This is a genomic window from Paenirhodobacter populi, from assembly GCF_004022215.1.
GTDB classification, from domain to species: Bacteria; Pseudomonadota; Alphaproteobacteria; order Rhodobacterales; family Rhodobacteraceae; genus Rhodobacter; species Rhodobacter populi.
In genome coordinates this window covers 105958-119491 of record NZ_SAUZ01000017.1, presented here as the reverse complement: position 1 = coordinate 119491, position 13534 = coordinate 105958, and the positions used below count along the sequence as shown (strand labels likewise).

Sequence of the window (13534 nt, the reverse complement as noted above, 5' to 3'; positions counted from 1 at the left end):
CTCCCCTGTGAACCCCGTCGAGATCATTCAAGGCGATGGCCCCATCGTCCTTGGCATGCCCCATGTCGGCACCTTCGTGCCTGACGAAATCCGCGCCCATCTCAACCCGCGCGGGCAGATGCTGACCGATACCGACTGGCATATCGAGCGGCTTTATGACGGGCTCCTGCCGGGGGTCAGCGTGGTGCGCGCGACCTTCCACCGCTATGTGATCGACGCGAACCGGCCGCCCTCGGGCGAAAGTCTTTATCCCGGGCGGAACACCACGGGCCTTGTGCCGCTGACGGATTTCGACGGACAGCCGCTGTGGGACACCGAACCCGACGCGGCCGAGATCGACCGCCGCCGCGCGGCGTTCCACGCCCCCTATCACCGCGCGCTTCAGGCGGAGCTGGAGCGGGTCCGCGCCCGGCATGGCGTGGCGATCCTGTATGACTGCCACTCGATCCGCTCGCACATCCCGTTCCTGTTCGAGGGCAAGCTGCCCGATTTCAACGTCGGCACCGCCCACGGCACCACCTGCGCGCCGCAGATCGAGGCGGCGGTGCATGACGTGGTGAAGGCCGCCGAAGGCTATACCTCGGTCCTGAACGGACGGTTCACCGGCGGCTGGACCACGCGCCATTACGGCCGTCCGGCCGAGGGCTTCCACGCGATCCAGATGGAACTGGCGCAGGACACCCATCTGGCCAGCGAGGCCCCGCCTTTCGCCTATTCGCCCGAGCGCGCGGCGCGGCTGCACCCGCATCTGGCGGAAATCCTCGCACGGCTCGCCGATCTGGCCCCATCGCTGAGGGCCGGGGCGTGAAGCCCTGTTGCAGCATCATCTCCGGCCCGATACCGGCCTGACCAATGGGAGAGACCATGACCAATCCCCGCCACAACACCCGCGACATCTTCCCCCCCACCGGGCCGGAACTGACCGCCAAGTCCTGGCTGACCGAGGCGCCGCTCAGGATGCTGATGAACAACCTGCATCCCGACGTGGCGGAACGTCCGCATGAGCTGGTCGTCTATGGCGGCATCGGGCGCGCGGCACGGACGTGGAAGGATTTCGACCTGATCGTCGAGACGCTGAAGAACCTCGAGGCCGACGAGACCCTGCTGGTGCAATCGGGCAAGCCCGTCGGTGTGTTCAGGACGCATGAGAACGCGCCCCGCGTGCTGATCGCCAATTCCAACCTCGTGCCGCATTGGGCGACGTGGGAACATTTCAACGAACTCGATCGCAAAGGGCTGATGATGTACGGCCAGATGACCGCCGGGTCCTGGATCTACATCGGCGCGCAGGGGATCGTGCAGGGCACCTATGAAACCTTTGTCGAGGCCGGGCGGCAGCATTACGACGGCGATCTGAAGGGCAGGTGGGTGCTGACCGGCGGGCTTGGCGGCATGGGCGGCGCGCAGCCCCTTGCCGCCGTGATGGCCGGGGCCTGCTGCCTTGCCGTCGAATGCGACGAGACGCGGATCGATTTCCGTCTGCGCACCCGCTACGTGGACGAAAAGGCCCACAGCCTCGACGAGGCGCTGGAAAAGATCCAGCGCTGGACCGCGGCGGGCGAGGCGAAGTCGGTGGGTCTGGTGGGCAATGCCGCCGACATCTTCCCTGAAATCCTGAAACGCGGCATCCGGCCGGATATCGTCACCGACCAGACCTCGGCGCACGACCCGGTGCATGGCTACCTGCCGCAGGGCTGGACCGTCGCCGAATGGCGCGCGCGGCAGGAGACGGAGCCGGATGTGGTGAACCGCGCGGCCCGCGCCTCGATGCGCAACCATGTCGAGGCGATGGTCGGCTTTCACGACGCGGGCGTGCCGACCATCGACTATGGCAACAACATCCGGCAGATGGCGCTGGAAGAGGGGCTCGAACGCGCCTTCGCCTTCCCCGGTTTCGTGCCGGCCTGCATCCGGCCGCTGTTCTGCCGGGGCATCGGGCCGTTCCGTTGGGCGGCGCTGTCGGGCGACCCCGAGGACATCTACAAGACCGACGCCAAGGTCAAGGAACTGCTGCCCGACAACGCGCATCTGCACAACTGGCTGGACATGGCGCGGGAACGGATCGAGTTTCAGGGCCTGCCCGCGCGGATCTGCTGGGTGGGCTTGGGCGACCGGCACCGGCTGGGGCTCGCCTTCAACGAGATGGTCCGCAACGGCGAGCTGAAGGCCCCGATCGTCATCGGGCGCGATCACCTCGATTCCGGTTCCGTCGCCAGCCCCAACCGGGAAACGGAATCGATGCGCGACGGGTCGGATGCGGTGTCGGACTGGCCGCTACTGAATGCGCTGCTGAACACCGCCTCGGGCGCGACATGGGTGTCTTTGCACCACGGCGGCGGGGTCGGCATGGGATTCAGCCAGCATGCGGGCATGGTCATCTGCTGCGACGGCAGCGAAGAGGCCGACAAGCGCCTTGCCCGTGTCCTGTGGAACGATCCGGCGACCGGCGTCATGCGCCATGCCGATGCGGGCTACCAGATCGCCATCGACTGCGCCAAGGAACACGGACTGAACCTGCCCGGCATCCTCGGCTGAAACATGGGGCGGAGCCATCTGTCCCCCGCGCATCTCTGCCGGATCATCCGGCAGAGATGATCCCCTGCGCCCGTCCCGTGGCCAGCAGCCAGCGGTGCAACGCGCGGGCGTCGGGTTTCGCCAGCGCCGCCTCGGTCCAGGCGAGGTAATAGGGTTCGGACAGGGGCAGGCGGATGTCGAACGGCACGACCAGCCGGCCGCTGCGCAATTCCTCGGCGATGAAGGAGATCTGGGCCAGAACGAAGCCCCGCCCCGCCACCGCCGCGTCGATGGCGCTGCCGGACAGGCTGTAGCTCAGCGCGCTTTCGGGGGCGCTGGCCCCGATCCGCTCCGCCCAGACGGACCATTCCGGGCCGGGGGCGAAGCGGCGGTTCCAGACGATGCTGACCAGCGGAAAGGCCAGCACATCCGCAGGATCCCGCAGCGAATGCCCGGCGATCAGATCGGGCGCGCAGGCGGGCACGACATGATCGGTGAACAGCACCGCGTGATGCGCCGGATGGATCCGCCCGCCGTAATAGATGCGGAAATCCGCCTCGCCGCGGATCAGGTCGGGCTCGATATCGCTGCCTGTCAGGCTGAGCCGCGCGCCCGGATGCTGGCTCTGCCAGTCGAAAATCCGCGGCCCGATCCATTTCATCAGCACGCTGGTCAGACAGGACAGCCGGATCGCGGCATCCTCGCGCGCCCGGTCGAGCACGTCCTGCGCACCCTCCAGCGCGGCGAAGCCGCGGCGGATCTCGGCGTGATACAGGCGGCCCAGCTCCGTCAGGACAAGACCCCGGCCGCTGCGGGCGACAAGCTGCACGGCCAGAAGCTCCCCCAGCCGCGTGACCTGCTGGCTGATCGCGCCCGGTGTCACGCCCAGCTCGGCCGCCGCCAGAGCGACGCTGCCGGCACGACCGAGAGCATCGAAGGCCCGAAGGGCTTTCAGCGGGGGAATCTGCGGCATCGGAACCTCATCGACCTCGGCCAAGCTTGCCCCGGCACCGGGGCTAGGGCAAGTTCGGCCGGTTGCGTTTGCACTTTGCGTAAAGGATCAGCACAACTGCCGCACAGGGCGCCGGAAACGCCGGGAGCGCGGGATCGGGCCCGCCCCGCTGTTGACAGTGCCCGCCGAACCTTCGACTTTTGTATAGTCATAAAACGGGATCACAGGCCCGGACGAGAATAACCAGCAACAGGGAATCGCCCGCCGGGGTGATCAGCTTACGAGAGGACTTCCATGCACAGCAAACTTCTCACCGGCCTTGCGGCGGCAGCGATGCTGTTCGGGGCCACGCTTTCGGCGCAGGCCCAGGACGCGCTTGCCCGTGCCAAGGCGGCCGGTGTTCTCAAGGTCGGGACCGAAACCGCCTTTGCCCCCTTCGACTTCATCGACGCCGGCACCCATGCCGGGCTGAACGTGGATGTCTTCGACGAGATCGGCAAGGAACTCGGCGTGAAGATCGAATGGATCACCCTCGACTGGGCGGGCGTCCTGCCGGGTCTGGAGGCGGGCCATTTCGACATGGTGGCCGGCCCCGCGACGATCACCGCGGCGCGGCTCGAGAAATACCGCTTCACCACTCCGATCGCGGAATCGACCGTCGCCATCCTGAAAAGCGCCAAGGACACCGAGATCACCAAGCCCGAGGACATCGCCGGCAAGGCCGTGGGCGCGGGCCATTCCTCCTCGCAGCTCGATCAGTTGAAGGCGTTTTCGGCAACCCTGCCGAGCCCGGTCGACGTGCGCGAATACACCTCGAACAACGAAGCCTATGCCGATCTCGCGGCGGGGCGGATCGTCGGCGTGGCGAATTCCTTCCCGAACATCGCCTATGTCGCGCAGCAGCGCCCGAATGTCTTTGCCGTGGTCGAGCCGCCCTTTGGCGAAAAGACCTATTTCGGCTATCCCGGCCTGAAGGACGCCGATCACGCCTCGCTGATGGATGCGATCGACGAAGCCCTGATGAAGATGAAGGGCGACGGCCGTCTGGACGCGCTGCAGATGAAATGGTTCGGCGTGACCTTCGAGACGCCCGATGCCGTGACCGATCCGAGCATCTGATATCCGGGGGGCGGGCCCGCGCCCGCCCCGCCAACACCCATTTCAGCCTGCAAGGTAGGGAATGACCTGGCAACTCTTCAGCCTTCTCGTTCAGGCCTCGGGCATGACGATCCTGATCAGCACGATTTCGATCCTCGTCGGGCTCGGCGTGGCGATCCTGCTGTCGGCGGCGCGGCTGTCGCATCTGCGCGTGCTGCACGGCTTCACCGCGCTGTTCATCAGCTTTTTCCGCGGCGTGCCGCTTCTGGTGCAGCTTCTGCTGCTGTTCAACCTGCTGCCCGCGCTTGGCATCAGCCTGTCGGGCTTCGCCACCGCGATCATCGGCCTGTCGCTCTGCACCGCCGCCTATCAGGCCGAGAACCTGCGCGGCGGCTTTGACGCCGTGCCGAAGGGGCTGATCGAATCCGCCGATATGGCGGGCTTTTCGCCGGCGCAGACCTTCCTGCGCATCCGCATCCCCATCGCGCTGCGCCTGACGTTTCCCGCGCTGGTGAACGAGGCGATCCTGATCCTCAAGGCGTCTTCGCTGGTCTCGGTCGTCGGCGTGATCGAACTGACGCGCATGGCGCAGAACCTTTCGGCCAGCACCTTCATGCCGGTCGAGATATTCGCCTCCGCCGGGCTGATCTACCTTGTCATCAATCAGGTCGTGGCCGCGATCGGCAGATATGCCGAACGCCGGCTGCCCGGAATGGGACAGGCCGCAAGATGAATTTCGATATCGGCGTCATTCTGGCCAAGGGGCCGCAGATCCTGTCGGGTCTGGGGGTCACCGTTCTGATCTGGATCGCGGGGACGTTCCTTGCCGCCGCGCTCGGCTTCGTCATCGCCACGGCGCGCCATTACGGCGGCCCGCTGATCGGCGCGGTGCTGGCCATCCCGGTCGAGGTGCTGCGCGGCACGCCCTTCCTCGTGCAGATCTTCCTGCTTTACTTCGGCGGGCCCTATATCGGTATCACGCTGGACCCGATCCCGGCGGGCTTGCTGGGCCTGTCGGTCTACGGCGCCGCCTATTACGCCGAGATCTTCCGCGCCGGTTACCAGTCGGTCCCCCCGGGCCATGTCGAGGCCGCCGATTGCCTCGGCTTTTCGCGCGGCCAGACGGTCCTGCGCATCCTCCTGCCGGAAATGGCGCTGATCGTGCTGCCGCCTTCGGTCAACATGGCGATCATCCTGCTGAAGGAAACCGCGCTCCTGTCGCTGATCACCGTGCCCGAGATGACCCTGACGGTGCAGGCGATCGGCTCGCAGCAATATGCCTTCCTTGAATCGCTCGTCGTGCTCGCCCTTGTCTACTGGGCGCTTGTGGAACTCGCGGGAACGCTCGGCCGCCTCGCCGAGCGGTATTTCTCGCGCTACAGATTGGCCTTGAAATGACCAGACCCACCCCCGCCATCTCGGTTGTCAACGTCTCGAAAAGCTTCGGCCAGACCGAGGTGCTGCACGACATCAGCCTCGACATTCCGGCGGGGCAGGTGTCGTGCCTGATCGGACCTTCGGGATCGGGCAAATCCACCCTGCTGCGCTGCATCGCCTTTCTGGAGGAAACCACCAGCGGCAGGATCCTGATCGAGGGCCAGCCGCTTGGCTTCAGCGAGCAGGACAGCGGCTATCGCGCGCGCCAGTCCCGCGCCCAGACCCGCGCGGTGCGGGCGAATATCGGCATGGTGTTCCAGCAGTTCAACCTCTGGCCGCATATGACAGCGCTCGGCAATGTCTCGGCCGCGCTGAAGGTGGTGCGCAAGCTGCCCAAGGCCGAGGCCGAGGCCCGCGCGATGGCGCAGCTGACCAAGGTCGGGCTGGCCGAACGGGCGCATCACTATCCCTCGCAGCTTTCGGGCGGTCAGCAGCAGCGGGTGGCCATCGCCCGCGCGCTGGCGCTGGAACCGAAGATCATGCTGTTCGACGAACCGACCAGCGCGCTCGACCCCGAACTGACGGGCGAGGTGCTGACCGTGATGCGCACCCTTGCCGCCGAGGGCATGACGATGGTGGTGGTCACGCATGAGATCGGCTTTGCCGCCAGCGTCGGCACCCAGATCAACTTCCTCGATCAGGGGCGGCTCCTGTTTTCCGGCCCGCCGGAGGAGGTCTTCCGCAAGCCGCGTCCGCAACGGCTTGAACAATTCCTCGATACCTATATCGACCGCGGTGCGTCCATGCTGGCCTGAGGCGATGTCCGAGAGCGAAACCAAAGGTTCCCTGCACGAGGCGATCCGCTCCGGGATCGAGGACAAGATCCTGTCGGGCGCATGGCCGCCGGGTCACCGCATCCCGTCCGAGCTGGAACTCGGCCGGCAATACGGTTGTTCGCGGATGACGGTCAGCAAGGCGGTGACCGAACTTGCCCGCGCGGGCCTGATCCTGCGCAAACGCAAGATCGGCAGCGTGGTCCTGCCGCAAAGGTCGCAAAACGCGATCCTCGAAATCCATGACGTGCGGGATGAGGTTCTGGCGCAGGGCAAGAGCTATCGCTACGACCTGCTGGAGCGGTCCGAAAGGGCCGTCACCACCGCCGAACGCAAGGGCGCCGGGCTTGGCGCGCGTCACCGGGTCGTGGCGCTGCGCTGCATGCATCTAGCGGACGAGATCCCCTTCTGCCTCGAGGAACGGATCATCAACCCCGTCGTCGTCCCCGAAGCCCGGACCGAGGAATTCGCGCGCATCTCCCCCAGCCCGTGGCTGATCGAGCATGTTCCCTGGTCCGAGGCGGAACACCGCATCAGCGCCGGGAACGCGGACGCCGCCCACGCCGCCGACCTACGGATCGCCAACGGCGCGGCCTGCCTGATCATCGAGCGCCGCACGTGGAAGCTCGGGATGCTCGTGACCCATGTCCGGTTCACCTATCCGGCCTCGGGCTTCGTGCTTCAGGCGCGCTTCAAACCCCGCGCCACACAGGAATAGGCGCGCCTGTCAAAGACGCCGGGCGAACCTTCTCCTCTCTTCTCCCTTTCGTGTTTCCATAAATATCCCGGGGGTGAGCCCGGAACGGGCGAGGGGGCTGGCCCCCTGCCACCCTCTCCACGCAGCCGGACCTCGATCTTGACCCCGCTCGCTCAAAGGCGGCCGCACCCGTCTCACATCATCGGCTTGCCGCCGGTCACGGCGATGGTTGCGCCCGAAACGTAGCTCGACATCGGTTCGGCCAGCATGACATAGGCCGAGGCCAGCTCGACCGGCTGCGCCGGGCGCTTCATCGGATATTTCGCCCCGAATTCCGCCACCTGTTCGGGCGACATGCTGGCGGGGATCAGCGGCGTCCAGACCGGCCCCGGCGCCACCGCATTGACCCTGATACCGCGCCCGGCCAGCATCTGCGCGAGGCCGGTGGTGAAGTTCTGGATCGCGCCCTTGGTCGTGGCATAGGCCAGCAGCTTGGGGTTGGGCGTATCGGCATTGATCGAGGCGGTGTTGATGATCGCGCCGCCCTCGGGCATATGCGGCACCGCCGCCTTGGTCAGATAGAACATCGCGTCGATATTGACGGCAAAGGTATGGCGCCATTCCTCGTCCGGAATATCTTCGATACTGTCGAACAGCGCCTGATGCGCGGCGTTGTTGACCAGAATGTCGATGCGGCCAAAACACTCGACCACCGCCTTGACGATCTCGCGGCAATGGCCGGGGTCCGAGATATCGCCGGGGATCGACAGGCAGTCCCGCCCGGCCTCGCGCACCAGATCGGCGGTGCTGGCGGCGTCCTCGGTTTCATCGAGCCATGACAGCGCCAGATCGGCGCCCTCGCGGGCATAGGCGATGGCGACGGCGCGACCGATGCCGCTGTCGCCGCCGGTGATCAGCGCGACCTTGCCTTGCAGCCGGCCGGCGCCCTTCCAGCTCGTCTCGCCGTGATCGGGGCGGGGCTGCATCTTCATGAAACTGCCGGGCAGCGACTGGTGTTGTTCGGGGAACGGGGGCTTGGGATAGTCGGTCATCTGTCTGGCCTTTCGTCGGGTATGGGCCGTCAGGCAACCCGCCGCCGGAGCGGTTCCATAGCAGGGGATGCCGGGCGGATGTTCAGTAGTTCGACGGCGGATCGCTGGCGGGAAAGGATTCGTCGGCCTGCTCGTCGACAAGGCCCCAGTCCGGCGGTGGATCCGTCATCCCCTCCGGCCCGGCTTCACGGATGTGGCGGGATGCCTCCTTGTCGCCCGCGGGACGGGGGCGGGGCACCGCTTCGACCGGCCTCGACATCGCATGGAACGCATAGCCGAAGCCGAATGCAACGAGCAGGGGAAGGTAGCGTGATAGGGTCATCTGGCTCTCCTGAAACGCTCGTATTGAGGATATGTTAACGCGGATGCCCGGCGCAGGTTCCGTCTTCCGCCCGGCGGATCGCGTGAAGGCCGGTCCCCAAGGGAACAAAACCGGCGCGGGATCGGTTTGGCAGCAACCATCGTGGAGGGCGTGCCATGGCGCCGCGGGCAAACTGGAAGGGCTTTCTCAAGGTTGCGGAGCTGTCCTGCGCGGTCGGGCTTTATACCGCGGCATCGACCTCGGACAGGATCGCGTTCAACACCCTGAACCGGGCCACCGGAAACCGCGTGCGGCGGGAGTTCCTTGACAGCGAGACGGGCGCCCCGGTGGATCGCGAGGATCAGGTCAAGGGCTATGAGGTCGGCGCGGGCGATTATGTCGCCCTCGACCCCGAAGAGGTTGCCGCCGCCGTCCCGGAAAGCGACAGGACACTGGCAGTATCGGCCTTCATCCCCTGCGGCGAGATCGACGACACCTATTTCGACCGCCCCTATTACCTCGCGCCCGCCGACCGCGACGCCCGCGAGGCCTATGCGCTCATCCGCGAGGGGATGCGCGCGACGAAGGTCGCGGCGCTGGCGAGGACGGTGCTGTTCCGGCGGGTGCGCAATGTGCTGATCCGCCCGCATGGGGCGGGGTTGATCGCCACCACGCTGAATTTCGACTATGAGGTCCTGCCCGCCGCCGAGGCCTTCGCGGACATTCCCGACATCAAGATCACCGGCGAAATGCTTGATCTCGCGGAACATATCATCGCCACCAAATCCGGAACCTTCGATCCGGCGACGTTCGACGACCGTTATGAGGCGGCGCTGGCCGAGGTGGTGAAGGCCAAGGCCGAAGGCCGCCGGATCCCCAAGCGCAAGGCGGCTGAACAAGGCAAGGTGGTCGATCTGATGACCGCGTTGCGCAAAAGCGCGGGTGGGGGGCGCAAGACCGGCAAGACGGGCGGCAAGGCCGCCCCCGCGCAGCGAAAGGCGCGATAGCCATGGCGACACTCGACACCTACCGCAAGAAGCGCGACTTCGCCGCGACCCCGGAACCGAAGGGCCGCAAGGCGCGCAAGGCCGGCCACAGCTTCGTCATCCAGAAACACGCGGCGCGGCGGCTGCACTACGACCTGCGGCTTGAAATGGACGGGGTCTTGCGCAGTTGGGCGGTCACCAAGGGGCCAAGCCTCGTCGCCGGCGAAAAGCGGCTGGCCGTGCAGGTGGAGGATCATCCGCTGTCCTATGGCGATTTCGAGGGGACGATCCCCAAGGGCTCTTACGGCGGTGGCACGGTGATCGTCTGGGATCGCGGCACCTGGACCCCGGTCGGGGATGCGGAACAGGGCTATGCCAAGGGCCATCTGGAATTCGAGCTGCACGGCGACAAGCTGACCGGGCGCTGGCATCTGGTCCGGATGCGCGGCAAGCGTGGCGAAACGCGCGAGAACTGGCTGCTGATCAAGGCCGACGATGCGGCGGCCCGCCCCGAGGGGGCGCCGGACATTCTTGTCGAGCGCCCGGAATCGGTGAAGACCGGCCGCCTGATCGAGGAGGTCGCGGCCGAGGCAGAAGGGGAAAAGCCGGCGGCACGCAAGACAGCCAAAGGCGGCACCGCCGCGTCCCGATCCGAAGGCCGCGGCGCGTCCAAGGCGGCCCGCGCGCCTGAAACGACGGCCTCATCTTCGGGCGATCCACCGGCGCCCGCCGGGATCGGGGATGCGCCCCCCGGCGACCTGCCAGATTTCGTCGCGCCCGAACTGGCCACCCTGCGCGCCACACCACCCTCGGGCGCGCGATGGCTGCATGAGATCAAGTTCGACGGCTACCGCCTGCAGGCGCGGATCGCGGAGGGAGAGGTGAAGCTGCTGACCCGCAGCGGGCTCGACTGGACGGACAGGTTCGGCACGGCGGTCGTGGCGGCACTGCGCGACCTGCCCGCCAAGACCGCGCTGATCGACGGCGAACTGGTGGTCGAGACAGGCTCCGGCGCGTCGGATTTCCCGGCCTTGCAGGCCGATCTTGCCGCCGGGCGGCTGGATCGTTTCACCTTCTACGCCTTCGATCTGCTGCATCTCGATGGCCGCGATCTGCGCCCGCTGCCGCTGATCCGGCGCAAGGCGGCGCTGGAAACCCTGCTGGGCGCGGAGACGGGTCCCCTCCGCTACAGCCGCCATTTCGACGAGAACGGCGCGCTGGTCCTGCGCCACGCCTGCCGGCTGAGCCTTGAGGGCGTGATCTCCAAGCTGCGCGACGCGCCCTACCGCTCGGGCCGCACGCGGGACTGGGTGAAGTCCAAATGCTCGGCGCGGCAGGAATTCGTCGTGGCGGGCTACATGCCGTCGGGCACGATGCCCGACGCGATCGGCTCGCTCATCCTCGGCGTGCATGAAAAGGGCGGCGGGCTGCGCCATGTCGGGCGCGTGGGCACGGGCTTCACCGCCGCTGTCGCGCGCGACCTTCATGCCCGCCTCGCGCCGCTGGAAGTGGCGCAAAGCCCCTTCGACCAGCCGCTGACCGCGGATCAGGCCCGGCAGGTGCATTTCGTCCGCCCCGAACTGGTGGCCGAGGTCGAATTCCGCGCCTGGACGGCGGATGGACAGTTGCGTCATGCCTCGTTCCGCGGCCTGCGCGAGGACAAGCCGGCGGCCGAGATCATCCGCGAGACGCCCACCTCGGACCCCGCGCCCCGGCCGCAGCGGCGGCGGGTGAAGCTCACCCATCCCGATCGGCTCTACTGGCCCGACGAGGGCGTGACCAAGGAAGGGCTGGCCGACTACTACACCGACGTCTGGCGCCGGATCGCGCCCCACATCACCGGCCGGCCGCTGGCGCTGTTGCGCGGGCCGGACGGGATCGCGGGCCAGACCTTCTTTCAGAAACACGCCTGGAAGGGGCTGAACCCGGCCATCACCCTGGTCCCGGATCCGGCGAAACCCGGCGAGGCGCCGCTTGTATCGATCAACGATCTGGACGGGCTGATCGGGCTGGTGCAGGCGGCGGTGCTGGAAATCCATCCCTGGGGCGCGACGCTGGCCGACTGGGAGCATCCGGACACGCTGGTGATGGACCTCGACCCCGGCGAGGGCGTCGCATGGGAGGCGGTGATCACCGCCGCGCGGGAAGTACGCGAGAGGCTGCAACAGGCCGGGCTCGAACCCTTCGTCAAGACCTCGGGCGGCAAGGGGCTGCATGTCGTGGCGCCGCTGAAACCGGAGGCCGACTGGCCGGCGCTCAAGGCCTTCACCAAGGCGATGGCCGTCGCGATGGCCGCCGACAGCCCGGCGCTTTATGTGGCGACGATCACCAAGGCCAAGCGCCGTGGTCGTATCCTCATCGACTATCTGCGCAACCAGCGCGGGATGACGGCGGTCGCCCCGTATTCGCCGCGGGCGCGGCCGGGCGCCGCGGTCTCGATGCCGCTCGGCTGGTCCGAACTTGGTCCCGACATCGGGCCGCGACATTTCACCATCGGGAATACGCCCGCCCGCCTTGCCGCACTGGACGACGACCCCTGGGCCGATTTCCGCGCCGCCGCGGCGCCACTGAAGGTCTGAAGCCCGAAAACCGGGAGGCGGTTTCCGGAACCGTCCTGCCAAACCTTCTTCCCGTCGTTTTTCCATAAATATCCCGGGGGTGAGCCCGGAACGGGCGAGGGGGCTGGCCCCCTTTCTTCCGCTCTCCACACGCCCCGGACGCGGGTTTCAAAGCGCTTTTGGAGCAGGTTCACAGAATCATAACCGCCTATGCGCGCGGCGGGGGCGCACGGGGGCGCTGCCCCCTCGGCTTTCAGCCTCACCCCCGGGATATTTATGGAAAAACGACGGGAAGAAGGAGGACCCGGGTGGGATCAAATGCGCCCTCAGGTATCGTTGCCGTCGCGGTCGATACTGCGGCGCAGGGCGTCGAGGATGTTGACCACATTGCCGGGCTTGTCCTCCTGCGGGCTGGCCTTGGCTGGGCGCTTGCGGCCCTTCTTCTTGGCGGTGATAATTTCCTGCAGGCGGTCCTGCACCGGATCGTGGACCATCGCCGGATCCCAGGGCTGGGTGCGCGCCTTGATCAGCGTCTTCACCAGCTTCATCAGCGGCGCTTCGGGCTTGTCTTCCGTCAGCCCGTCGAAGCAGGAAGCCGGGTCGCGCACCTCGTCGCCATAGCGCAGGGTCCAGAGCACGATGCCTTTGCCGCGCGGTTCCAGCATCACCGCCCGCTCGCGCCGATACAGAACCAGCCGCGAAATTCCCACCGTTCCGGTTGCGGCCATCGCGTCGCGGATCACGCAGAAGGCCTCTTGACCCACCGGATCGTCGGGCGACAGGTAATGGGGCTGGTCATACCAGATCCATTCGATCGTATCGGCGGGCACGAAGGTCGCGATGTCGATCGTGCGGCTGCTTTCCAGCGCGACGGAGTCGATCTCGTCGTCTTCGAGCATGACGTAATCATCCTCGCCGCGCGGATAGCCCCTGACCTGATCTTCCTCGCCCACAGGCTTGCCCGTGACGGCATCGACATAGCGGCTGACGACACGGTTGCCGGTCTGGCCGTTCAGCGTGTGAAAGCGGATCCCGGCATTCTCGGACACCGCCCTTTGCATCGAGATGGCGCAGGTCACGAGGGAAAGCTTGAGATAACCTTTCCAGAAGGATTTCGGTGCCATCCGTCCGCTCCGTTCCTCGCAATGCAAAGGGCCGGCGGCCCC

Annotated in this window: 13 protein-coding genes; 9 read left to right on the top strand and 4 right to left on the bottom strand. The window is 66.8% G+C overall.

Going from position 1 to position 13534, the window contains the following annotated elements; translation table 11 throughout:
* Nucleotides 1-7 precede the first annotated feature (7 nt).
* On the top strand, nt 8-808 hold the full coding sequence (hutG, locus tag D2T30_RS15055) for an N-formylglutamate deformylase (RefSeq protein WP_128209570.1): 801 nt from the start codon (nt 8-10) through the stop codon (nt 806-808).
* Nucleotides 809-864: 56 nt separating this feature from the next.
* The gene (gene hutU, locus D2T30_RS15050) at nt 865-2535 is read left to right on the top strand and encodes a urocanate hydratase (RefSeq protein WP_128209553.1); all 1671 of its coding nucleotides are present in this window, start codon (nt 865-867) and stop codon (nt 2533-2535) included.
* Between the two features lie 43 nt (nt 2536-2578).
* On the opposite strand, the gene D2T30_RS15045 is transcribed toward hutU, so the two are convergent.
* On the bottom strand, nt 2579-3487 hold the full coding sequence (locus D2T30_RS15045) for a LysR substrate-binding domain-containing protein (protein WP_128209552.1): 909 nt from the start codon (nt 3485-3487) through the stop codon (nt 2579-2581).
* 273 nt (nt 3488-3760) lie between these two features.
* On the opposite strand from D2T30_RS15045, the gene D2T30_RS15040 reads away from it, so the two are divergent.
* From D2T30_RS15040 to hutC, 5 genes are all read left to right on the top strand, one after another.
* Entirely contained in the window at nt 3761-4585 is an 825-nt protein-coding gene (locus D2T30_RS15040; protein WP_128187304.1) for a transporter substrate-binding domain-containing protein, read from the top strand.
* 61 nt (nt 4586-4646) lie between these two features.
* Nucleotides 4647-5297: an amino acid ABC transporter permease gene (locus D2T30_RS15035; RefSeq protein WP_128209551.1), complete on the top strand. Its 651-nt coding sequence runs from the start codon at nt 4647-4649 to the stop codon at nt 5295-5297.
* The gene (locus tag D2T30_RS15030; RefSeq protein ID WP_128209550.1) at nt 5294-5962 is read left to right on the top strand and encodes an amino acid ABC transporter permease; all 669 of its coding nucleotides are present in this window, start codon (nt 5294-5296) and stop codon (nt 5960-5962) included. Before D2T30_RS15035 ends, D2T30_RS15030 begins: the two co-directional genes overlap by 4 nt.
* Nucleotides 5959-6756 (top strand): amino acid ABC transporter ATP-binding protein, encoded by a 798-nt coding sequence (locus D2T30_RS15025; protein WP_128209549.1) that lies wholly within the window; start codon nt 5959-5961, stop codon nt 6754-6756. Before D2T30_RS15030 ends, D2T30_RS15025 begins: the two co-directional genes overlap by 4 nt.
* Nucleotides 6757-6760: 4 nt before the next feature.
* The gene (gene hutC, locus D2T30_RS15020) at nt 6761-7492 is read left to right on the top strand and encodes a histidine utilization repressor (protein WP_128209548.1); all 732 of its coding nucleotides are present in this window, start codon (nt 6761-6763) and stop codon (nt 7490-7492) included.
* A 173-nt stretch (nt 7493-7665) separates the two neighbouring features.
* On the opposite strand, the gene D2T30_RS15015 is transcribed toward hutC, so the two are convergent.
* Together D2T30_RS15015 and D2T30_RS15010 are read right to left on the bottom strand one after the other, a co-directional pair.
* Complete coding sequence (locus D2T30_RS15015) at nt 7666-8523, bottom strand: SDR family oxidoreductase (RefSeq protein WP_128209547.1); 858 nt, start codon at nt 8521-8523, stop codon at nt 7666-7668.
* Nucleotides 8524-8605: 82 nt separating this feature from the next.
* Nucleotides 8606-8845, bottom strand: a complete 240-nt coding sequence (locus D2T30_RS15010) for a hypothetical protein (RefSeq protein ID WP_128209546.1) — start codon at nt 8843-8845, stop codon at nt 8606-8608.
* A gap of 155 nt (nt 8846-9000) precedes the next feature.
* Between D2T30_RS15010 and ku (D2T30_RS15005) the strand changes: the two genes are divergently transcribed.
* Nucleotides 9001-9831 carry a non-homologous end joining protein Ku gene (ku, locus tag D2T30_RS15005; RefSeq protein ID WP_128209545.1) on the top strand — a complete coding sequence of 277 codons (831 nt, stop codon included), beginning with the start codon at nt 9001-9003 and terminating at the stop codon, nt 9829-9831.
* A gap of 2 nt (nt 9832-9833) precedes the next feature.
* The gene (gene ligD / locus D2T30_RS15000; RefSeq protein WP_128209544.1) at nt 9834-12389 is read left to right on the top strand and encodes a DNA ligase D; all 2556 of its coding nucleotides are present in this window, start codon (nt 9834-9836) and stop codon (nt 12387-12389) included.
* Nucleotides 12390-12694: 305 nt separating this feature from the next.
* Here ligD and ku (D2T30_RS14995) read toward each other — a convergent pair whose 3' ends face one another.
* Entirely contained in the window at nt 12695-13492 is a 798-nt protein-coding gene (gene ku / locus D2T30_RS14995) for a non-homologous end joining protein Ku (protein ID WP_128209543.1), read from the bottom strand.
* Nucleotides 13493-13534: the final 42 nt, after the last annotated feature.

What these genes read in the sequence shown, in the direction of transcription:
- D2T30_RS15010 (WP_128209546.1), bottom strand. Translation starts at nt 8,845, where the DNA reads ATGACCCTATCACGCTACCTTCCCCTGCTCGTTGCATTCGGCTTCGGC.
- ligD (WP_128209544.1), top strand. Translation starts at nt 9,834, where the DNA reads ATGGCGACACTCGACACCTACCGCAAGAAGCGCGACTTCGCCGCGACC.
- D2T30_RS15015 (WP_128209547.1), bottom strand. Translation starts at nt 8,523, where the DNA reads ATGACCGACTATCCCAAGCCCCCGTTCCCCGAACAACACCAGTCGCTG.
- D2T30_RS15040 (WP_128187304.1), top strand. Translation starts at nt 3,761, where the DNA reads ATGCACAGCAAACTTCTCACCGGCCTTGCGGCGGCAGCGATGCTGTTC.
- ku (WP_128209543.1), bottom strand. Translation starts at nt 13,492, where the DNA reads ATGGCACCGAAATCCTTCTGGAAAGGTTATCTCAAGCTTTCCCTCGTG.
- D2T30_RS15025 (WP_128209549.1), top strand. Translation starts at nt 5,959, where the DNA reads ATGACCAGACCCACCCCCGCCATCTCGGTTGTCAACGTCTCGAAAAGC.
- D2T30_RS15030 (WP_128209550.1), top strand. Translation starts at nt 5,294, where the DNA reads ATGAATTTCGATATCGGCGTCATTCTGGCCAAGGGGCCGCAGATCCTG.
- hutU (WP_128209553.1), top strand. Translation starts at nt 865, where the DNA reads ATGACCAATCCCCGCCACAACACCCGCGACATCTTCCCCCCCACCGGG.
- ku (WP_128209545.1), top strand. Translation starts at nt 9,001, where the DNA reads ATGGCGCCGCGGGCAAACTGGAAGGGCTTTCTCAAGGTTGCGGAGCTG.
- D2T30_RS15035 (WP_128209551.1), top strand. Translation starts at nt 4,647, where the DNA reads ATGACCTGGCAACTCTTCAGCCTTCTCGTTCAGGCCTCGGGCATGACG.
- hutC (WP_128209548.1), top strand. Translation starts at nt 6,761, where the DNA reads ATGTCCGAGAGCGAAACCAAAGGTTCCCTGCACGAGGCGATCCGCTCC.
- D2T30_RS15045 (WP_128209552.1), bottom strand. Translation starts at nt 3,487, where the DNA reads ATGCCGCAGATTCCCCCGCTGAAAGCCCTTCGGGCCTTCGATGCTCTC.